Genomic DNA, 21,433 nt, shown 5'->3' on the forward strand with positions numbered 1-21,433 from the left:
TTGGTTTTCAATAAAAACCGCTCAACGCCAAAGATAAAGTTTACCTAGTGTTCTTTAAAAAACGACGCTGGTATTTTAACAGGCGAATCCCTTGAACGTCCATATGTTATGGGTTAACGACAAAATAGGCGGTGTGAACCACATGATGGGCGGTTAAATTTGTTAAAATTGGCTTTATTAGGGTATTGACCAATATCATTTTCCAGATGTAGGCATAGATGTACCTTTAGGAAAAGAGATAGCCATGAGAACGGTTTTGATCCCTACTGATTTTTCTAAAAATGCGCTGCACGCCCTGCGTTATGCCCAAGAATTGTACAAATGCGAGCGGGTATGCTTTTTTATTTTCCATGCCTATGCCGATGAGGTTTACGGGGAGTATAAAACGGCTTCGTCCGAACAAATAGCGCAACTGAAGGCTGAAAAAAAACAAGGAATAGAAAGGAACTTGGATCAAATGCTAGAGGAAGTCGTGGGAACCCCACCCAATCCTCTCCATACATATGAGTCGGTTGCAAGTTTCGACACCTTGGTGGATGGGATCAATGACTTTGTGGACGACATGAACATAGATTTGGTTATCATGGGCACCAAAGGGGAGACCAGCGACCACAAGACCACATTTGGTAGTTATACCGTGGAGGTGTTCAAATATGTAAAATGTCCCGTTTTGGCGGTTCCTGAGGAATTTGAGTACCGCCAACCCAAGAATATCCTCTTTCCCACGGATTATATGTTGCCATACAAACGCAGGGAATTGAAACTGTTGGGCGATTTGGCGGGTAAGTTCAAGTCCAATGTCTATTGTCTATATATAACCGATTTTGAAGAGCTGAGCCCTAGGCAGGAAGACAACAAAAAGTTTTTGGAAGATACTTTGACAAGGCCCTACGTGTTTTTTGAGACCACAGGTGTTCAGAATAGGGCCGATGCGATCATGACGCAAATAGATGAAAAGAAAGTGGATATGTTGGTCATGGTCAATTCACGACATTCTTTTTTTGAGGATATGCTCTACCGCTCTACTGTAGATCTTTTGAGTTTGAAAATGAAAATCCCCTTTTTGGTGATGCAGAACCTTAACCGTTGAAGATAAAGCGCATCATATTACCCACGGATTTTTCCAAAAATGCTTGGAATGCCATGGTTTATGCCCTTACCATCTTTAAAGATGCAGCTTGTGAATTCTTTGTTTTGAATGCCTTTCAGGTGGGAACATCGGGGTTAAGTACCAAAATAGGAATGTCCAATGATACCCGGTTGTTCAACTTGTTGAAGGAAGAATCGGAACGAGAGGTAAAAAAGACGCTGGGTCAACTACGGCAAGTCAGTTCAAACCCAAATCATCATTTCTATGGATTGTCCGTGGCGGATAACTTGGTCAATGCCATCGGCAGGACTGTATATAATAAAGGGATGGATTATATCATTATGGGAACCAAGGGGGCAACAGGGTTGAAAGAAGTTTTCTTGGGAAGCAATACCTATAAGATCATCCGTGAAATTGACTTTTGCCCGATCATTGCCGTGCCTGATGATTATGAATGTAAGGGAGGATTAAGAACCATCCTTTTGGTGACAGGGTATGAACATCTTTTTGAAACCTATGAGCTAAGTCCAGTTGTGCAGTTGGCGGAAATATTCCATGCCAAGATTCGTATTGCCCACGTGACCAATGGAGGTCTAACAAAGGAGCAGGAACATTCCAAACGGGCGTTGATGCGGAAAGTTAAGTCGGTGCCTTTCGATTTTGTGGAAATGGAAAAGTACGCCACCATTCAAAATTCCATACAAAAAATGATAGCGGACGACCAGTCCATAGATTTGGTGGCGATGATCAATCATGATCGGGGCTTTTTTGAAAAGCTCACCCGAGAACCCGTGATCAAAAAAATCGCCTTCAATTCCATAGTGCCCTTTTTGGTCATTCATCTCTTTGAATAGAGCTCAGTTTTAATTGATTTTGGGTCTTATGATCAATATTGAAATTGAAACACAACTTTCAGTTCAACCAAATTCTCCAAATCTATAGTTCAAAGGGAATACAGGTACAAGCTTTGCAATTACATAAAAGACCGCGCCACCTGAACGATATCCGCTTTTTGAAGGACGCCTGATTGCCTCCAAAGTTGCTTGCCATTTTTGAAGAGCATCATGGTGGGCACGCCCCTAACTTGAAAGGTATTGGCAAGGCCTTGGTTTTTGTCCACATCAATTTTCACAATTTTAAGGGAATCACCAAGTTCCTGTTTCACCTGGCTAAGGATGGGGGCCAACATTTTACAGGGTCCGCACCATTCAGCCGAAAAGTCGATAAGTACCAATTGGTCTGTATTGATGATATCTGAAAAATTACCTTTCATGGCTTCAAAATTTAAGAAGGGACAAGTTATGAAAACTAGAAATCACCGCAATTGATGAAAGTCATCTTATCCAATTTGTGACATTTCGTAGTTCAATATGGAATGACTCAACTTCTTTTTCTAAATTTAAACGCTACGCAAACAAAACAAACTAAAAACGATGCATACTAAATTTTCATTATTGTTCTTCGGCTTATTGGCCATATTATCTTGTAAACAGGAAAGTAAAAAGGAAGATACGCAAACCTGGAGAACCAAAAAAGAGGCCCTTGCCAATGAAACCCATAACCAATTGTTGGAAGTTGAAAAAGAACAAGGCTGGGAACTTCTTTTTGATGGGAAGACCTTGAATGGGTGGCATCTGTACAACAATCCGGGAGCAAATTCGGTTTGGGAAGTGGTCAACGGGGAGATTCACAGTAATACTAATGATGAATCCTTGGTTGCAGGGGATCTTTTAACGGATAAAGCCTATGAAAATTACGAACTTACACTGGAGTGGAAAATAGCCAATCGGGGCAACAGTGGTATCTTTTTCAATGTACAGGAAAAACCGGAGATTCCAACAGCTTGGCAAAGTGGTCCCGAATATCAAATCTTGGATTCGGAACATATGGATTATCAGCTTCCCGCAAAGCGACCAGGTTGCCTGTATGTTTTTGCTCCGCAGAAAAATGAGGTGGAGATGAAGCCAGGGGAATGGAACACCACTACGATCAAACAGGTGGATGGCAAAGTAGAGTTCTATTTAAATGGTGTGCTGACCGGAGAACAGGATTTTAATGATCCGGAATGGAAAAAAATGGTCGCGGCAAGCCACTTTATCAACTACCCTGAATTTGGAAAAGCAACCCAAGGGAAAATTGCCCTTCAATATTGGTATTTTGAAACCTGGTTCAGGGATATTAAGATAAGGGAATTGTAATCCAACATTGTTTTTGGTCGGTTTTTATAATCACACTAAAAATCTACTGATTAATATCTTTCTTTATCCAGTTCCGATCAATTCAACATTATTGTTGGTGGGTTTGGGAAACTATACTTTTATCCTAAAATAAGAGCTTAATGTTTAAATCGATATACCTATCCATTTTAGGGGCCATTTTTATAACCTCATGTACCTCACACAAAGATTCAATTGCTTTAACGGATTTAAAAGTAGAGCACATGAACGCTCCCTTGGGATTGGATACTAAGGCTCCTAGGTTTTCATGGAAAATAGATGCAAATGGAGGTACGATTGGGCAAAATGGATATCATATTTCTGTAGGCACTGATTCAATGGAAGTCGCCAAAGGAAAGGGAATTTATTGGAGGGAGCAAAGGAACTCGGATAATACATTGTTGATTTATGACGGTAAACCGCTCCAACCTTTCACCAAGTATTATTGGGGAGTTCAGGTTTCATCCGATGATAATCAAGAGAGTGGTGTAAGTGTTTCCTCGTTCGAGACAGGGATGATGGATGTTTCCAATTGGGAAGGGAGGTGGATTACCGATGTGGAGGACATGGATCTAAAACCAGCTCCTTATTTCAGAAAGGAATTCAAGCCCCAAAAAGAAGTGATTCGTGCAAGGGCCTATATCACGGCGGCAGGTTTATTTGAACTTACCCTGAATGGCCAGAAAGTGGGCGACCACTGGCTGGATCCCATTTACACCAGATTCGACAGACGAAATCTTTACGTGTCCCACGACGTAACCTCTTTTTTTCAAGAAGACAAGGTTGCCATTGGGGTCCTTTTAGGAAATGGTTGGTACAACCACCAGTCTACGGCGGTGTGGAACTTTCATCAAGCAGGATGGCGTAACCGCCCACGTTTTTTGATGAACATTCGGGTATGGTATACAGATGGTACCAGTGAAATATTGGCTACTGACAAATCATGGAAGACCAAATTGTCTCCCGTGGTGTTCAACAGCATTTACACCGCTGAACATTACGATGCCCGCCTTGAACTCGAAGGATGGGACCAAAGCGGTTATGATGATGCAGGTTGGAATTCGGCCTTGGAAGTAAAAGCACCTTCGGGTAAGATCACGGCAGAGGTGATGCCCCATATCACGGGAGAGAAAATGAAGTTCGCTAAAATGGAAAAGCGTAATGACCGGTACTATATTTTTGATTTGGGGAGAAATATTGCTGGGGTTACGGAACTCAGGATAAAAGGTGAAAAAGGGACCCGGATCAAGGTCACTCACTCGGAACAATTGGATAGTTTGGGAAATCTGGACCTATCCAACATCATTGTGCATTACAGGCCAAAGGACACATTGGACCCATTTCAAACGGATATTTATACTCTTAAAGGTGGTGAAGATGAAATTTTCAGACCGCGGTTTAATTATAAGGGATTTCAATATGTGGCTGTAGAAAGTGATAGGCCGATCAACATGGAATTGGAGAATATTTCAGCTTATTTTATGCATAGCGATGTTGAATCCATTGGAAAAATCCATACCTCCAACGAGACCATCAACAAAATCTGGGAGGCCACTAACGCCAGTTACCTATCCAATCTTTTTGGGTATCCCACAGATTGTCCCCAGCGGGAGAAGAACGGCTGGACGGGGGATGCCCATATCAATATAGAAACAGGGCTCTATAATTTTGATGCGATAATGGTCTATGAAAAATGGATGACAGACCATCGGGACGAACAACAGGAAAATGGTGTGCTCCCTTCCATTATCCCTACTTGGGGGGGATGGGGTTATGATTGGGGCAATGGCCCGGACTGGACCAGCACCGTTGCCATAATTCCTTGGCAATTGTACCAGTTTTATGGAGATGACAGGGCATTGGACGACATGTACGAACCAATGAAAAACTATGTGGATCATATTACTTCCATCAGTTATGAAGGAGGCCTTACCGATTGGGGACTAGGGGATTGGGTTCCTGTGAAATCGGTTACCCCTAAGGAATTCACTTCGTCCATCTATTATTATGTGGATGCCGCAATCTTGGCCAAAGCAGCCAGGCATTTCGGAAAGGAAAAAGATTACCAAGAATATTCGCAACTGGCTGAGAACATAAAAAATGCAATCAATACAAAGTACTTGGATATTGAGAAGGGAATATATGGTAGTGGTTTTCAAACCGAGTTGAGCGCTCCCTTGTATTGGGGCATCGTGCCCGATTCCCTCATACAAAAAGTGGCGGACAACCTAGCCCTGGAAGTCAAAAAAACAAATCATATCGATGTTGGTCTTCTCGGCACCAAGACTCTTTTGGGAGCTTTGAGCCAAAACGGCTATGCAAATTTGGCCTTTACCGTTGCTTCTCAAGAAACGTATCCTTCATGGGGATGGTGGGTCAAGAATGGGGCCACTACCTTGTACGAGAACTGGGATATAGATGCCACTTCCGACTTGTCGCGGAACCATATCATGTTCGGAGCCATAAGTGCTTGGTTCTATAAGGGTATCGGGGGCATTTTGCCAGATGAGAATGCTCCCGGATTCAAAAACTTCATCTTAAAACCCAATTTCGTGGATGGGCTGGATCATTTTGAGGCTGAATTTGAAAGTAGATTTGGCCTAATCGTGTCAAAATGGGAAAGACGGGGCAACCAAGTTGAATATAACTGCACCGTACCACCAAATAGTACTGCGTTGTTATATCTTAAAGGAAAAGACATCAAAGGAAGCAATCAAGGGATGACCATAGAGACAGATGGTCAAGAATTCAAAATAGATCTACTACCGGGCAGTTATACATTCTATATCGAGGAATAGTTGTAAAGGCTTTGCATTTTGGGGCGATTTTGAACATTACTTGATAAATGCCATATATTCTGCGTGGGTTTAGTTGGTTAGAACAAAACACAAGACAAAGGAGTGGTTTGCTACTTCTATGTTGATGATTTAAAGTCGATTTAGTACATATGACCAATCTTGATGGTTGCCACAACCGTTCCCTATATCCCAAAAATATCCTATTGGTTTTTAATAGGATATAAAAAAGGTAGTGGGGATGCAGGCTCTAGAGCTTTTCTCTCAAAAGCCCAATAAATAAGGGTTTTCAGCTGTTCAAAAATTTATGCTCACCGAATAGGTGACTTTACAAAAACTTAACCTGTTTTACGGAAAAACCATAGTTTTATTAAGGTAAATCTGTAATGGATTTTCAGATTGAATTTATAACTTACAGAGCCTCATAGCTTTATCCAATCACTCTTCTTCTTTGTTTTGGTAAAATCCCTAGGAATGGGGATTGTTAAGGTTCATGTTTTGCTTTAATGTTGAAGGACATTAATAATCAATTTAAAACTTATCAAGATGAAAAAAATAGCGTTGGCAACTGTCATTGTTTTTTTGATTGCCTCTTGTGGTGTCCGGGATCAAAAAAAGAAACCAGAGAGTGAAGTACTGGCCCAAACTCAAATTGAACCAGAAGAATGCAACCCAAAAAAATATCAATTGTGTGATAGTTTGAGAAATTATTTTACAATAGAAAACGAGGAAGTGAGGATTAAACTCCATATACCGGTTACAAGTGACAGTTTGCAGCTAGTGGCAATAAAAAATATGCCAAATAAGAATATCAATGCTATCATGGTACATTTAAAAGGAGGGGTCAATTGTACACCTGTTGAACCGATAATTGATTTTATTGAAATCGATACTGTTATCCACTTCTCAAATAGTGATTTAACCCGTTTACAAGGAGACAATAAGCTACTGATTTATATTTATAATAATCAGGACGAATTACAGAGTACCAAAATAGATGGAATTGGAAGCTATGAGGATGCCTTGAGAAAAATAAGGGAAGAGAGCTTGTGTAATGACAGAGTGGAAACAAGTGCTGCTCTGCGAGATACTCTAATAATATTTCAACCCAAAGAACAGGACGGAGACGTGATAGGTGGAAATCAAAAGAAATAATTTGTTGCTATTGTTTCTTATGTTATTCTCGTGCATTACACTCGTAAAGGCACAAGAGCAAGATAGCCTATGGGTTTATTTGAACCAATTGAACAATCAAGGTGCCCATGAGAAATTGATTAAGGAGTGCCGTCAATTGGCAAGTGATGAAGGTGATTTAATTCATAAAGGGGAATACCTGATGCTATTTGCGGGCGCATTTCAGAATTTGAATCAAGCTGATTCTGCTTTCGTTTATTACAATGAGGCCTTAAAGGATTTTGAACATCGAAACTTGGCGGGAGAAGTTGCTGAAACAAACTTAAAAATCAGCGATTTATTGGAAAGTCAGAATAACCTTGAAAGCGATCATTATAGTTATTTTGAAAAGTTTTGGAAATATGCAACATCCGTGAACGATCAATATCTTATGGGGAAAGGGTATAACTATCTTGGGAGAAAAGCATATCTCGATAGTAATCCCCAAATTCCTTTGGAGCATTTCAGAAAGGCTTATGCCCTTTTTTATGCTGTTGACAGTACGAGACTGGCCATCGTCAACTTAATGAATATGGGGGCGGTACACTCAAACAGGTTAAAGAATAATGACTCGGCAAGGTATCATTACTTCCATGCTTTGGACCTACTTCAGATGAAGAAGGACATGCCTGAATATTCCAACCAATACCACGACCTTTTGAACAACATCGGAAATAGTTACCGAAGATCGGAAAATTTCAATGAAGCCTTGCAATACTACAAGATGGCTGAAACACTTCAGGTCAAAAAATATAAGGATATGACCAAAAAGATATTGTTTGGCAACATGGACCTGACGTATTATAACTTAGGTGATTTTAAAAATGCCTATGGCTATCTATATAAATACGATTCTATTAAGGATATAATAAATCTTGCTCAACAAAACGCCACTATTTTGGATATTCAGGAGAAGTATGACAATGAAAAACTTCGGGCAGACAATTTGGAAAGCGAGACCAAAAGGATTCAAAACAAGAATTTTTTATTCGCATCACTTGGATTATTGATTATCGTGGGGATTTTGGCCATCCTCCTCCAAAAAAACACTATCAAAAAACGCCAATTGGCTGAACAAGAGGCCCAGTTAAAACAACAACGAGTAGAGAATCTGCTCAAAGAACAGGAACTGGTCAATATTGATGCCATGATCGAGGGCCAGGAAAAAGAACGCCAAAAAGTGGCAGGGGAGTTACATGATGATTTGGGAAGTCTCATGGCAACCATTAAACTCCATTTTGACAATGCCAAGGTCAGTACCCAAGACCCTGCGTTGAAAAATGCCCAAAGACTGTTGGAAGAAGCCTATCAAAAAATCCGGGGAATGGCCCACAGCAAAAACTCCGGGGTTATGAGTGATCAGGGGTTGTTGTCTGCCATCAAAAAAATGGCAAAGTCCATCTCCGAATCCAATACCCTGCAAGTCACGGTGGAAGATTTTGGATTGGGGGAGCGTATGGAAAATTCTTTGGAACTTTCCATTTTCAGAATGGTGCAGGAGTTGGTGGCGAATGTGATAAAACATGCGGAAGCCACCAAAGTGAACATTCAACTCACTCAGCATGAGGACAACCTGAACATTATTGTGGAAGACAATGGGAAGGGCTTTGACCGCTCCAAACTGGACAGCGGAAAGTCGGGGATGGGACTGACCAATATTGAAAAACGAGTGGAACATTTGGAGGGCAGCTTTACTGTGGACAGTGTGTTAGGGAGAGGAACTTCCATTCTAATCGATATTCCCGTATGATTACCGTGGCCATAGCAGAAGATCACCAGGCTCTGATCGATGGCATTCGATCGTATGTGAGGTATGAAGATGACATATCCATAATAGGCCACGCCAATAACGGGGAGGACTTGGTAAAACTGGTCCGACTGAAGCGCCCCAAAGTGGTCCTTTGTGATATTCGTATGCCCAAATTGGATGGCATTGAGGCGACGAAAACTATCCTTAAAGAACTGCCCTATACCAAAGTGGTGGCCTTTACCATGTTTGACCAGGACGAAGCCGTAAAACAAATGCTGGAGGCGGGCGCCCAAGGGTATATCCTTAAAAACAGCAGTCTGGAAGTGGTTTTGGAAGCCATTCGTACGGTGGTTTCGGGCAACACTTATTATGACAAAAAAATTCACCAACCAAGTACCGAAAAAAACAGCTCCCAAAGCATTTTATCTTCTCGGGAGCGGGAAATTCTACAACTGATCGCAAAGGGCAGAACTTCTCACCAAATTGCCGATGAACTTTTTATAGGTAAAAGCACCGTGGACACCCACCGCAAAAACATGATCCGAAAATTGGGACTGACCGGAGCAGGAGAGTTGTTGAGGTATGCAGTGGAGAAAAAATACGAATTTTAAGTATTTTGTTTTTAATGGTTTAGTGTAAAAATCCCCATGAATGGGGATTTTCTTGAATACCTAAGTTCGATAGGTTTGGACTATCAACTAATCGGTATTGCCATGAAAAACTATGTACTTCTTTTCCTAATGATTTTGAATGCTGGGCTGCTAGCTGCCCAAGAAGGTAAAATGCCAAAAGCAGAGGAAGGCGATAAAAAGTGTGATTGCTCCAAAAAGGAGAAATGCCCCAAAAAAGATTCAACGGCCATTGTTTTGAACCCGTTTGGGGAAAACCAGATTCCAAAATGTGTTTGCTATAGATCTTGGGTTAAATATAAAATAAACAACGTAAATAACATTTTGGTGAATGGAGTTAGCGAAAGTGAATCTACCAACATAGATTTTGAGATTCCGGAGCTCATAACAAATGCTTTAAAGAAGGCAGAGGAGGGAGAAGGAAAAACCCAATTAGAATTAACAAAAAAAACTATTGAAGAACAAGCTTCAAAAAATTATAAAGAACAATATCATTCTTTGCTTTTGAAACTAAAGAGGGAAGAAGATTTTTTAGATTACTTAAAATTGTTTGTGCAACAGTATCGCAAGATTGAAGGCTATACCCAATTGGAAGGCCAATTGGTGGCTTTGTTGAACGACAATCTTTTTATTGAGAACTCGGATGCTTTCAAAAAACATGCTGAGAGTATTGTCCAGTCCCATTTTGATGGGGACAGTATACCTCTCGAGCTTTATAAGAAGCTGCCCAAAACATTGGATTCTTTGGATGCGGCATATTTTCAGCTTAAAAAATTGTATGAGGAGATAAACGCGATGAAGGAAATAGGGACCATGTCGGTTGCCTTGAAGTTTGAAAACGGGGAAAAAAGAAACATCGAAAACATATCCGTGGTGGATGTGGGTCAACCAAAATTTAAGGCAGAGTATGATTTTGTAAAGAAAGCCTATGAAGAGTTGCACAAAAAGGAGAACAAGCAAAATCTGGAGAACAAGGTAAACGCAGGGATTCGGTTGTATCAGAAAATAAACAATGCATGCTTCACCATTTATGGGGATGCCGGTCAGGCCACGGGGGATATTTTCACGACTAAAATTGCTCTTAAAAATGCAAAAGGCGATACCCTACATACCTACAAGCCTATAACCATCAGGACACGGGGTGGCTTCAAAGTCAATTTCAGCAGTGGGTATTTGTTGAGTTTTAAAGGAAATGATAGTTATTCCAGTTTCCGTGCAGATGGCTCCTCCGCTACGTCCATTAAGGCGGACAACAAAGATAAAATGACCCATGCCTTGGGAGCTTTATGCCATGTTTATTTTAGGGGAATACATGATTTACAACCTGGTATTTCAGCAGGATTAAGTGTGGAAGATGATGCTGATCTAGGTTTTTATTTAGGGTTATCTGCACTTTTTACAGAATCAAACCGGCTTGTGTTTACGGCAGGGGTATCCATGACAAAGATTGACAAACTCAATACGGCAAACCTGTCCGATGCCAATAACGGTATTAGGACCTTTCTGTCGGAGGACAATACAAACATCAATTACGATAAAGTGTATCGCCCGGCATTTTTTGTGGGTGTAACTTTCAATTTGAGTAAGGCAGAATCAACTAAGAACTAAAATTTCTTATCATGAAAAATTCAAATGCAAGAATCATGTTTCTCTTTGGCATATTGGCCTTTGGGATAGTCACACTAATTGTTAATCGTGTTCAATTCCCGGAAGGAGATTTTGCCTTATGGGTGTTTCGTGTACTTATAGCATTGGCTGCCTCTGCCATTAGCATTTCAATTCCTGGTATGCTACAGATACGGTACCAGAATAACCAAAATGGAATGCACATGCTCACAAATGCAAGTGGTGATCCAGAACCCGCTAATTTGGCCGAAAAAGAGCCTGCTATTACTGCATCTGGTGCCATTGCCGTATTTGTTTTGGTATATCTTTTCAATCCGATTGGCTAAATTTAAGGTCATGAATTTAAGTCAAATACGACAAGAAGCAGTAAAGAACAATATTGAGGTTAAGTACAGTTGGATTGTACAATTTCTGATTGCCTTGGACCAACTGGGAAATGTTCTTGGTGGTGGGATAGCTGATGGTACCATCTCGGCGAGAATTGGTTTCAATCTCCATGGCAAGGATGGTGAAAGAAACTTATATTGGAAAAGACTTAAAAATATTGTTGATTTTACATTTTATCCTTTGGATGGTCCAAAACATTGCCTTTTGGCATATTGTAGCGACAAAGAAGAAGAGTATAGGGGTGCCAAATTGTTTTTTAGAATAGTTATTGCCATTATTGTAGTGGTTTTTACCATTTTGCTGTTTCTTCCAATTAGGCTTATTTCAATTTTTAAACCAGCGAGAACACATTACAGATTGCCAAATGGGAATAATATCCCTTACAAGGACTTGGAATCCTATATTCATGAAACACTTGAAGACGAAGATCCTTGCGCTGTTTTAAATTGTTTTGCAAAAAAGGGAAGGTTTGCATAACGTCAAACCTCACAATTTTTTGAATTATCTAATGATTTCACAAAGCAAAAAAACCACCCGAAGGTGGTTTTAAAGTGGAGCCGGAGGGATTCGAACCCTCGTCCAAACAAGCAATAACCATGCTTTCTACACGCTTAGTTTCCGTTTGGTTGTCGGCGCACGACCGACCGAAAACCGCCTATCGTACGCTTAGCTTCTTTAGTTTTACGACCTTAACGAAGCTATAAGATCGCTATGTTGACTTTTATGGTGCCCCCAAAAAGACCGCCATCAACAAGGGCTGTCAGGGGACATTCAGCTTTCCCGCCTTGCGGGACTAGGCCATGACTTACTGTAGTTCAGTCAATTAGGCAGCCAAAGCGTAGTTAGACTCGCCATGTAAAAGGTTGGAACGGATATTAACGAGCGTCAATTCCATAGCTCGGCATGCTTACATAGCCATTGGTCTTGCTGTCAAAACCGGTCGGCCCCATAATGAGTTAGGTAAGCAGGGCTTACCGTAAACGAATTATGCCCTGAGCGAAGTCGAAGGGCCTAAACGCATTCTCATTTTTTTATCAAAGAACTTGGCTCGCACTGAGCACAGTCATAATTTGGGCGTTCCCCCCGACTGCTCGGGGGTCGGGCTATCGGCTATATCTTTTTCTGTCATTTCGAGCGCAGTCGAGAAACAGAAAAAGGATGTCGCCTCTATCCCTAACGCGGTCGGCAAAGGTAACCATATCGATCAAAAGATAAAAAGTTTGTTTACCCACTACAAACCTCTTATTTTGGTCAACAATTATACCAAATCAATTTATGAGATTCGGAATCATTCGCGAGCGTAAAAACCCTCCAGATCGTAGGGTGGTGCTCTCCCCGTTAGCATGCCAAAATGTCCTTGCCCAATTTCCAAAGGCCAAAATAGTGGTGGAACCTTCTCCAATTCGGGTGTTCACCGATCAAGAATATACAGATCATGGTATCGAGGTGGTAAATGCCATGGATTCCTGCGAAGTATTGCTCGGAGTCAAGGAAGTCCCCATAGATGCCCTGATTCCTAACAAAAAGTATTTTTTCTTTTCCCATACGATTAAAAAGCAGCCATACAATAGGGATTTGCTTCGCGCTATTTTGGATAAGAACATTGAGTTGTACGATCATGAGGTCATTACCAACCCAAAAGGGCAGCGATTGGTCGCCTTTGGCCGATATGCTGGTATCGTTGGAGCGTACAATGGTTTTAGAACTTTTGGTTTGAAGCACGGTCTATTCCAAATGCCCAAAGCGGAAACCCTGAAAGATCAACAGGCGTTGATTTTCGAACTCAAAAAATTACGTTTACCCAACATCAAGATTTTATTGACCGGTAGGGGTAGGGTTGGTAATGGCGCCAAGGAAATGTTGGACGGCATGGGACTAAAAAGAGTGGGCGTGGACGATTATTTGAAAAAGACCTTTTCCGAACCGGTCTATTGCCAGATTGATGCTTCGGAATACAATAAGCGCAAGGATGGTGTACGGGGCAATAAGGCGGATTTCTTCAAAAATCCGCAGGAGTACAAATCCAATTTCTTCCGTTTTGCAAAGGTGACCGATTTTTATATCGCCGGGCATTTTTATGGGGATGGTGCCCCATTTCTGTTTATGAGGGAAGATGCCAAGCAACCCGACTTTAAAATAAAGGTAGTGGCAGATATCAGTTGTGATATTGATGGGCCCGTAGCAACTACCATTCGGGCTTCCACCATTGCTGATCCCATTTACGGTTATGACCCCATTTCGGAATCGGAAACAGATTTTAAAAATGAAAACGCGATAGCTGTAATGGCCGTGGACAACTTGCCTTGCGAATTACCACGAGACGCCAGCAACGGGTTTGGGGAAGCGTTTTCCAAATATGTGATTCCTGCCTTTTTCAATAAGGATGAGGATGGCATTTTGGAACGGGCACGCATGACCCAAAACGGGAAGCTTACGCCACGTTATGCCTATCTGCAGGATTACGTGGATGGGAAAGAATAGGCCTCAAATTGAGAAGCCTATTTTAAAAGTTGGTAATCTCTTGTTTTTTAGTATATTGTCTGTCCAATTCTGCAAAATGCATTTTAATTGGTTGATTTCGGGCGACAATAACCCGGCCACAAAAAGGGCCTGTATCGATATGGAATACAGCTTAAGGCCAAGAATCACCAGATTTCTTTTAAAGAAAATCGATGGGGAATGTTGCGGCGATTTCTCCTGTTTCCATTTTGATGTGGATTTGAAACGCAAGTGGGTCTGGATCTCTGAAAAGACCCCGAGGGAATGCATTAAGAAAATCTTACCCGATTTCGATATCGAGATCAACGGTTCCGTCGTTCCTTCGGTAGCGTAATTTTATTCGTCCGCTTTAATGGACCATTCAATGACTGGTTGTTCCTTTGGGGCCACATAGGCGCCCAATGCTTTCAGTTTTAAGGTTATTCCGTCTTTCTTTTCCAAGGTTTTAATGTTGATGGTCATGATACCCTCAGCAGGAACAGTGAACACCGGGGAACTGGAATAAAAGGTATAGGGCATTTGGTTTTCGAAGATGAGGTCACTACTGGAAACATTCTTCAGGGTAACTTCCAAAATAGAAGTTTTGTCAATGTATTGGGCTTTTTCAATCTTAATGCAAGCCTTTAACAGTGGAACCAGATTTTCCTTCTTCCCAACCAATAAAGAATTGAAAACGGCTACTGTTCTTCCGGCGAAAAGAGCCTCTTTTAAGGCTGCTTCGGATTTTTCCTTGGCAAAGACCAACGTTATGGGGCGATCTTGTCCTTTTTCAATATAATCCCAATCGATCAAACCATGGATATCACTGGTCCCCATAATAGTAAGGTTGTTTTCGAGGGCCAGAGCAAGGGATTCTTCGGCATAATCCCCAGTATTGATGACCTCAATGCCATGTAGCTCCCCTTTTTTGATGCGTTCCTTTTGAAAATCACTCAAAATAGGAGTTCCCTGTGGGGACTGTGCATACCATGCCGGGTGGTTCCAAAAAATAAATGCACCTTGTTTTTTGGCTTCGGCAAAGGAGGATTCTGCTTTATCGTTCAATATTTTATTGGCATCCTGTATAAAAACTGCATTATTGTGTCCCATGGGTGCCTGTTGTGTAATTTCCGATCCATGAATGATCAAAAGGTCATGATCCTTGGCTTCCTGTAATGCCAAGTGATACGATCGGTTCCGGTCTGGGTGGGGTATATCCTCTTTGTGTGGCTGGTATTCCAAATGCTCCGTCAATGAAATCACATCCAAATTATCCCGTAACGCTTCCATCACACGGATGGTAGGCCACACATTGCCGTCAGAAAACACGGAGTGTTGATGAAGGTCGGTCTTCAAGGTTTTGTAACCTGGAACATCGGGGAAGGTAATGGCCCGTGAACTTTTGTGCGAATGGTCTTGGGCGGATAGGGCCAAAGTGGAAACAAGGGCAATAAAAAAAGGATGGATTTTCATGTCGGTGGTTTTTTCAAAAGTATAAAACCAACGTATTCTTTGGTTTAAGAAACGGTTAATTGAAATCTTTTTTCGATTTTTAATTTATGAACCCAGCCGAAAATTATATCCTGAATCAAGTAGAACCATTTAGGAGCATCTTATTGCAATTGCAGGTGCTGGTAGAGACCACTGTGCCAGAGGTGAAGTTGGACTACAAGTATAAACTGCCTTTCTATTACTTGAACAATAATCCATTTTGTTACTTCAATGCTTCACGCAAAAAAGGATATGTGGATATGTGCCTGTGGAACTCGGCACACTTGACAATTCATCAAGACAAATTGGTGACCGATGCACGAAAGGTCATGAAGTCCCTTCGCTATTTCCACGTGGACGAAATTGATGGTGAGGTTGTTGTTCAACTTTTGCAAGAAGCCAAGTTGGTAAATCACAAAGGATTCTACAAAAACTAACCGTTTGCAATAGCTTTTTTACTTTTTGATGTTTCCAATCTGAAAAAAGCGATCCATAATGCCACTAAACCTAAAATCAACCAAAGTAAGTCTACCAACAGCACCTGTTGCTGCCCCTTGATGTATGCCGTCCAAAGCCAGTTACCGGTCATAATGCCATTGACCACCGGAATCCAAACGGCCAAAATTCCCCCGGAAATTAGTGTCCATCGGTTGGTGAAGCCAATATTGTTCTTGAAGATAAAAAAGAGCGTCGTGACCAACCAAATGGGGAAATAAGTTCGGTATAAGAAGGCCATATCCACATGAATGGCACATTTTACCAAGATGAATTCCAAAGCCGTAACAGGAAACATGGACAAACATATGGCCATGTAAACATTGGCCACTTGTTGGTTGAATTTTCGTCTTTTTTCAGGGATGTTTTTTTTGTCACGAGCCGTTAACCAGATCAAAATTCCGGAAAGGATCACAAAACAGGAAATAAGTCCCAAAACAAAGGAAATGACCCGTAGCCCATACCCGGCATAATCCCCAAAATGAAGGCGGAACATCATGTTTTTTACCCCATCGAGATAGGCATTATTGGTGACGGGTACTTTTTCTTCCACAACTGAGCCATCTTTTATTTTGTAGATGCGATGCCCCATACCATTAAGTTTGGTTTCGTATCCCAAGTGACCACTAATAGAAGCATGCATGTTGGTGTCCCCAAAATTGAAAAGATGTACCTCCGTCACCCTGAAATCTGGCCAATCTTGCTTTATTTCAGTAATCAAAGGGTCAATTTGGACGGGTTCTTCCAACCTTTCGTTATGATAGGAGTAAACAGGATGGTTGTATTCCAGGTCTTCATACAATTTGTTCTGGTCCCCATTGTACAGTCCCATCACAATGGGCAAAATCAAAATCCCCTTCAATAAAAAGAAGGCCCCTGTCACTGCATATACAAATTGAAATGGAAACCCGATCACACCCAAAGCGGTATGGGCATCGGTCCAAACCGTTTTCAGTTTGGCCCAGGGCCTGAAGGTGTAAAAGTTGGATACAATTTTGTTCCAATGCACCAAAATTCCAGTGATGATGGCAAAAAGAAAGAAGAAAGCCACCAATCCTGCCAAATAGCGTCCGTAAGGGTAGGGGATTTGGTCCAAAAAGTGAAGACGGTACAAAAACTCGCCCAAATGATAAGATCCTCGGTAATCCGAAGCTGTCTTATCCACAGTGTCCATATAGAAAAATGCCCCAGCCTTATCCGCTTCGGTAGCCAACGAATCCTTGGAGGCGGACATGCTTACGGAAATGCTCCTTTCGTTGAAATAATGGTAAAGTTCCACATCGCGCCCCTGCAAATTGTAATCCTTGGAAAGATCCTTCAAATAGTGGTCTACACTCCCCGGAATGGCATCTTCTTGGGACACTTGGTGTCCACGTTGCCAATTGGCAATCTCGTCCCTGAAAAAGGAAAACGACCCTGCAAAAAAGATGACATAAAGTGCTACACTAATCACAATACCACTCACGGTATGCGTATGAAAAAGGAGGTTGTAAATTCTGTTCCCCATAAGATCAAACAATTGGAAGGGTTTGGATTCCGAAATAATAAACCACGCCAAGGGCTGCACTTACAAGCAGATAAAGACCCCAAATTTTCCAACCATTTTTGGCCAAGAAGGCAATGACCATTAAAATGGCCCACATTATAAAAGCCGTAAAAGTACTGGTGATGATAATGCTGACATGATCGAACCAACTGGCCAATGCCATATGAAAAGTGACAGCGACCATAAGTCCACCCAAAATAGCAGCACTGATTTTGGCAAATCGTTGCCACGGAGACTGGGTCAAGTATTTTTTGTTGGCAGGCATTTAAAATAGAAATAATTCGAAGATTAGGGACAATGTAAATGCGATGAATGAGGTGCGGTAATTCAGTAATTGTAATGGAGCCAAAAGAATGACAAGGTTGGCAAGGGTCATAAGGATAATGCTGAACGTAAACACTCCCGATCCCCATCCCCATTGGTAACAGCTAAGCCCCAATGAAATGATCATTAGGGCCGAGCCGATAAATTTTGAGGTGCTTGCATGTTCACCGATCCACTTTTCCATACCAAAACTATGGATGACCACCATTTTTTTAGAGGTACCATAGAACAGATAAAAGGAAATGAAAATGAGCAGTGAAATGAAGGTGACCATAACTTGCAAAGCTGTTATTTAATGCAATACGTGGCGCAGTGCCAAATAAATTGATAATCCTCGCCTTTGTAGGTGCCAGGAACTTCTTCCTTTATGGTGGTCTCCACGATGTATTTGGTGTCCCAAGGTTTTACAAAGGAAACCTGTCCGTTATCATCGGTATACAAAGTCTTCGACCAAAGGTCGGCTACATAAATTTTTAGTTCGTTCTTGGCCAAAGGTTCTCCTTTATAGAATACCTGAAGCTTAACCTCATCAGCAGTATTGCCCAATTGCTTAACCACAATTCCCTCTGGATTTTGAGTTTGGGTATCGGCATCCTTTTTACCTACCTGTACCTTGGCGGTGGAGTGGTAGTGCGTCTTGAAAATACCAAAATCGTATTGGGTGTAGTCGATGACATCAATTTCATTGTTGTTCAGGGCAACGGTATAAACACCGTTTTGGGTAGGGGTAAAATAGGCCAGATAATGATCTTCCTTGGCCTCGGTACCCAACTCGGTCTTGGTGCCATCAGGAGCGATCAACCATAGTTTAAAATTGGCCACCAATGGAAAGGCTTCTCCTTCCACTTTTTCGATGACACCATAGGTGTATTCCCCATAATGTACTCGAACTTCATGTTTTTGCCCCGATTTTGCGGTGCCGTTGGTTTCGATCCATAAGTAATGGGCATTGGCCGATATAGCGACAAAGAAGAAAAGGAAATATAAAAGTGTTGTTTTCATAGTATGGATTAAAGGGTCCCTGATACCAAGGACCCGTTGATTTTTTAAATTAAAAAGTATAGGAAACGGTCAATCGTCCATTGATGCCAGGCTCGGATTGCCAGTACAGGTAGCTACCATAATTGGCACCGGAATACAAGTACTCATCCAAAATATTGTTGATGTTAACCTGCACCCTGAAATGATCGTTTTTCCAAGAAAGGGCACCATCCAATCGGAAATAATTGGGAAGGTCTGATTGGTTATCCGCTGCCCACGCCCATGTAGAACGATCCACTTGATATTGGTAGCCCAAAGAGGCTCCAAATCCTTTCAAGTTGGATGTTTCAGCAAAGTTGTAGTTCAACCAGCCATTGGTAACATGTTTGGCAAAACCGGCCACCAAATTTCCAGATTGGTCCTCTACATTGGTGTTGGCATAGTTAAGGACAAGGTTCAGTTCAGGAGTGATCTGTCCTTGTGCATCAAACTCGATTCCCTTGGATTCTATTTCCCCGGAATAGATGGAGAAATTGTCATTTGGAAAGGCAGGATCGCCTACCAAGATCTTGTTCTTATTGATTTTGTAAACACCCAAGGAGGTCACCAATCTTCCATCAAAAAAGTTGGCTTTAATACCTCCTTCAATATCCTTTCCTTCCACAGGATCGTTCAAAATATCCCCAGAACTGTTTACACCACTCTGTGGTAAAAAGGATTGATCATATAGGGCATAAGCTGTCAAAGAAGGGATGATATCAACACTCAATCCAACTCTAGGCGTGATAACATCATCTGTTTCCGTTTTGCCCAAGGAATATAAGTTGGTATATCTTCCTGCAAGGGTCAATCGGATGTGGTTTTCCAAGAAACCGATTTCATCCTGTGCATAATAGGCTCTAACTGTACTTGATCCATAAGGGGTTCCACCATTTCGGTATTGAACGGAAACGGAACGATTAAAATTGGTCTCTGGACTTACACCATAAACAGGATTATAAATGTTGAACGGCCCATCGGTATCAACTACTGAAGACTCGAACCAATCCGCCCAGTAGGTTTTGTCACTATAGTCAAAACCACCCATTACTTTATGTGAAATGCCTCCGGTATTGAAGTCGCCATAAATGTAAATCTGTCCAAATTTACCAATGGAAAGGGCGTCCCATTTGGAGGTATAGCGATATGCATCACCATTATCCGCCATGGAAAGCAACCAAGTAGAGTTTCCTACTTGATCATAACGTAGGTAAGCCAATTGCCCTTCCATGCTCCAATGGTCTGAAAACTCATGCTTCAGGTTGGCAAAGAAGGTGACTTCCTGGATATCGGTCACGGGATAGTCGTTGTTGGTGAATTTGAAATCCCTGTCCAAACTGGCATACCCTGCATTTGCTGGCGCGAAGATATAGGCAGACCCTAAATAAGATTCGGCCTGTTGTAGGTTCATTTCGGTGGTAATGGAAGTCTTGTCCGAAAACTTGTAGGTCAAGGAAGGGGCAATACCATATCGAGTCACATCTTCGTTACCTCGGTGGCTATCCGTGGTTTGGTACATGGCGTTGAAACGGCCCAACAATTTGCCATTTTCGGAAAGTTTACCACTAACGTCAATGGTACCACGGTAGAAATCAAAACTTCCAACGGAGAAGGAGGCGTTGGCAATAAATTGCTCGGTAGGTTTTTTGGTCACCACGTTATAGAAACCGCCTGGTTCCCCGGCAGACATCATAAATCCGGCCGGACCTTTCACGAATTCGATACGTTCCACTGTGTTCATGTCCTCGGATAAGGGTCCCCAAGTATCTTGGATGTTCACCCCATTCCTGAAGGCTGGCAAACGAAATCCGCGCATATGGATACGGGCAAATTGGCCCCAATGCTCCAACATGGTCACACCACTCACGTTGCGGATCACGCCGTCCATGATGTTGGTGGCTTGTTGGTCTTTCAAAAGATCGGCACTGATGACCTGAACGTTTTGAGGAAGTTTCACCAATTCGGTCTTTAAGCGCAGGGAGGTGGAAGGTTTGTTTTCCACATATTTGTTTTGATGGCCTTCAACCACTACTTCGTTCAATTGTTGCTGTTGTTCTGAAAGACTAACGGTGGGTACAGCTGTGGTTTCATTGGCAGAAACGGTAATGTTAACCTTTTTGGTTCCGAAACCGACCATGGAGAAGGTCAGTTGATAGGACCCAGGGGCCAGATTGTTGATTTGATAATTCCCGGTATCATTTGTGGTTGCCCCTAAACTGGTATTGGAGAGTGCAACGTTCACGTTGTGGAGGGGATGGTTTTGGGAATCGGTTACTTTTCCCTTAAGATTTCCGGTTTGGGCTTGCGAAGTGTAGAAAACTGCCAAACACAGGAGGAGTACTATATTCTTCATTTTATTATTTGTAATTGGTCTAAATAAATTTCAGATGCAAATGTATATTCCAACGCTTGA

At 41.8% G+C, this 21,433-nt stretch carries 20 protein-coding genes and 1 other RNA gene; 13 read left to right on the forward strand and 8 right to left on the reverse strand.

The window, feature by feature from the left end:
- Positions 1-244: 244 nt before the first annotated feature.
- Together LKX84_RS00970 and LKX84_RS00975 are read left to right on the forward strand one after the other, a co-directional pair.
- Positions 245-1,090, forward strand: coding sequence for a universal stress protein (locus LKX84_RS00970; RefSeq protein WP_228235124.1), 846 nt, complete (start codon positions 245-247; stop codon positions 1,088-1,090).
- Entirely contained in the window at positions 1,087-1,944 is an 858-nt protein-coding gene (locus tag LKX84_RS00975; RefSeq protein WP_228235125.1) for a universal stress protein, read from the forward strand. The genes LKX84_RS00970 and LKX84_RS00975 overlap by 4 nt, the downstream gene beginning before the upstream one ends.
- 119 nt (positions 1,945-2,063) lie before the next feature.
- Here the strand turns inward: LKX84_RS00975 and trxA are convergent, their stop codons facing one another.
- Positions 2,064-2,363: a thioredoxin gene (trxA, locus tag LKX84_RS00980; RefSeq protein WP_228235127.1), complete on the reverse strand. Its 300-nt coding sequence runs from the start codon at positions 2,361-2,363 to the stop codon at positions 2,064-2,066.
- A 160-nt stretch (positions 2,364-2,523) separates the two neighbouring features.
- Between trxA and LKX84_RS00985 the strand changes: the two genes are divergently transcribed.
- The 8 genes from LKX84_RS00985 (at position 2,524) to LKX84_RS01020 (ending at position 12,143) form a co-directional block, all read left to right on the forward strand.
- Positions 2,524-3,288 (forward strand): DUF1080 domain-containing protein, encoded by a 765-nt coding sequence (locus LKX84_RS00985; protein WP_228235129.1) that lies wholly within the window; start codon positions 2,524-2,526, stop codon positions 3,286-3,288.
- A 140-nt stretch (positions 3,289-3,428) separates the two neighbouring features.
- Complete coding sequence (locus LKX84_RS00990) at positions 3,429-6,104, forward strand: alpha-L-rhamnosidase (RefSeq protein WP_228235130.1); 2,676 nt, start codon at positions 3,429-3,431, stop codon at positions 6,102-6,104.
- Between the two features lie 543 nt (positions 6,105-6,647).
- Positions 6,648-7,256, forward strand: a complete 609-nt coding sequence (locus LKX84_RS00995) for a hypothetical protein (protein WP_228235132.1) — start codon at positions 6,648-6,650, stop codon at positions 7,254-7,256.
- 19 nt (positions 7,257-7,275) lie between these two features.
- A complete protein-coding gene (locus LKX84_RS01000; protein WP_228235134.1) occupies positions 7,276-9,024 on the forward strand; it encodes a sensor histidine kinase in 1,749 nt (582 codons plus the stop codon).
- Positions 9,021-9,635 carry a response regulator gene (locus LKX84_RS01005; RefSeq protein ID WP_228235136.1) on the forward strand — a complete coding sequence of 205 codons (615 nt, stop codon included), beginning with the start codon at positions 9,021-9,023 and terminating at the stop codon, positions 9,633-9,635. Before LKX84_RS01000 ends, LKX84_RS01005 begins: the two co-directional genes overlap by 4 nt.
- A gap of 102 nt (positions 9,636-9,737) precedes the next feature.
- Positions 9,738-11,261 (forward strand): hypothetical protein, encoded by a 1,524-nt coding sequence (locus LKX84_RS01010; protein ID WP_228235143.1) that lies wholly within the window; start codon positions 9,738-9,740, stop codon positions 11,259-11,261.
- Between the two features lie 11 nt (positions 11,262-11,272).
- Entirely contained in the window at positions 11,273-11,605 is a 333-nt protein-coding gene (locus tag LKX84_RS01015; protein ID WP_119639490.1) for a hypothetical protein, read from the forward strand.
- 10 nt (positions 11,606-11,615) lie between these two features.
- Positions 11,616-12,143, forward strand: a complete 528-nt coding sequence (locus LKX84_RS01020; protein ID WP_228235144.1) for a hypothetical protein — start codon at positions 11,616-11,618, stop codon at positions 12,141-12,143.
- Positions 12,144-12,215: 72 nt separating this feature from the next.
- Here LKX84_RS01020 and ssrA read toward each other — a convergent pair.
- Positions 12,216-12,614, reverse strand: a transfer-messenger RNA (tmRNA) gene (gene ssrA / locus LKX84_RS01025).
- Between the two features lie 327 nt (positions 12,615-12,941).
- Here ssrA and LKX84_RS01030 point away from each other — a divergent pair.
- The gene (locus LKX84_RS01030; RefSeq protein WP_228235146.1) at positions 12,942-14,147 is read left to right on the forward strand and encodes an NAD(P)-dependent oxidoreductase; all 1,206 of its coding nucleotides are present in this window, start codon (positions 12,942-12,944) and stop codon (positions 14,145-14,147) included.
- Between the two features lie 76 nt (positions 14,148-14,223).
- Entirely contained in the window at positions 14,224-14,499 is a 276-nt protein-coding gene (locus tag LKX84_RS01035; RefSeq protein WP_228235148.1) for a hypothetical protein, read from the forward strand.
- A 2-nt stretch (positions 14,500-14,501) separates the two neighbouring features.
- Here LKX84_RS01035 and LKX84_RS01040 read toward each other — a convergent pair whose 3' ends face one another.
- Entirely contained in the window at positions 14,502-15,617 is a 1,116-nt protein-coding gene (locus LKX84_RS01040) for an Sb-PDE family phosphodiesterase (RefSeq protein ID WP_228235150.1), read from the reverse strand.
- An 86-nt stretch (positions 15,618-15,703) separates the two neighbouring features.
- Between LKX84_RS01040 and LKX84_RS01045 the strand changes: the two genes are divergently transcribed.
- Positions 15,704-16,072, forward strand: coding sequence for a DUF1801 domain-containing protein (locus tag LKX84_RS01045; protein WP_228235152.1), 369 nt, complete (start codon positions 15,704-15,706; stop codon positions 16,070-16,072).
- On the opposite strand, the gene LKX84_RS01050 is transcribed toward LKX84_RS01045, so the two are convergent.
- From LKX84_RS01050 to LKX84_RS01070, 5 genes are read right to left on the reverse strand one after another with little or no spacing between them, the layout of a single operon-like run.
- Positions 16,069-17,637, reverse strand: a complete 1,569-nt coding sequence (locus tag LKX84_RS01050) for a PepSY-associated TM helix domain-containing protein (RefSeq protein WP_228235154.1) — start codon at positions 17,635-17,637, stop codon at positions 16,069-16,071. The two genes, LKX84_RS01045 and LKX84_RS01050, sit on opposite strands and share 4 nt — an antisense overlap.
- A 4-nt stretch (positions 17,638-17,641) precedes the next feature.
- The gene (locus LKX84_RS01055; RefSeq protein WP_228235155.1) at positions 17,642-17,941 is read right to left on the reverse strand and encodes a hypothetical protein; all 300 of its coding nucleotides are present in this window, start codon (positions 17,939-17,941) and stop codon (positions 17,642-17,644) included.
- Positions 17,942-18,274, reverse strand: coding sequence for a hypothetical protein (locus tag LKX84_RS01060; RefSeq protein ID WP_228235157.1), 333 nt, complete (start codon positions 18,272-18,274; stop codon positions 17,942-17,944).
- A gap of 14 nt (positions 18,275-18,288) precedes the next feature.
- Positions 18,289-19,002 carry a DUF4198 domain-containing protein gene (locus tag LKX84_RS01065; protein WP_228235159.1) on the reverse strand — a complete coding sequence of 238 codons (714 nt, stop codon included), beginning with the start codon at positions 19,000-19,002 and terminating at the stop codon, positions 18,289-18,291.
- Between the two features lie 49 nt (positions 19,003-19,051).
- Complete coding sequence (locus tag LKX84_RS01070; RefSeq protein WP_228235161.1) at positions 19,052-21,373, reverse strand: TonB-dependent siderophore receptor; 2,322 nt, start codon at positions 21,371-21,373, stop codon at positions 19,052-19,054.
- Between the last annotated feature and the right edge of the window lie 60 nt (positions 21,374-21,433).

Source organism: Allomuricauda sp. M10 (assembly GCF_020782875.1).
Classification (GTDB): domain Bacteria; phylum Bacteroidota; class Bacteroidia; order Flavobacteriales; family Flavobacteriaceae; genus Flagellimonas.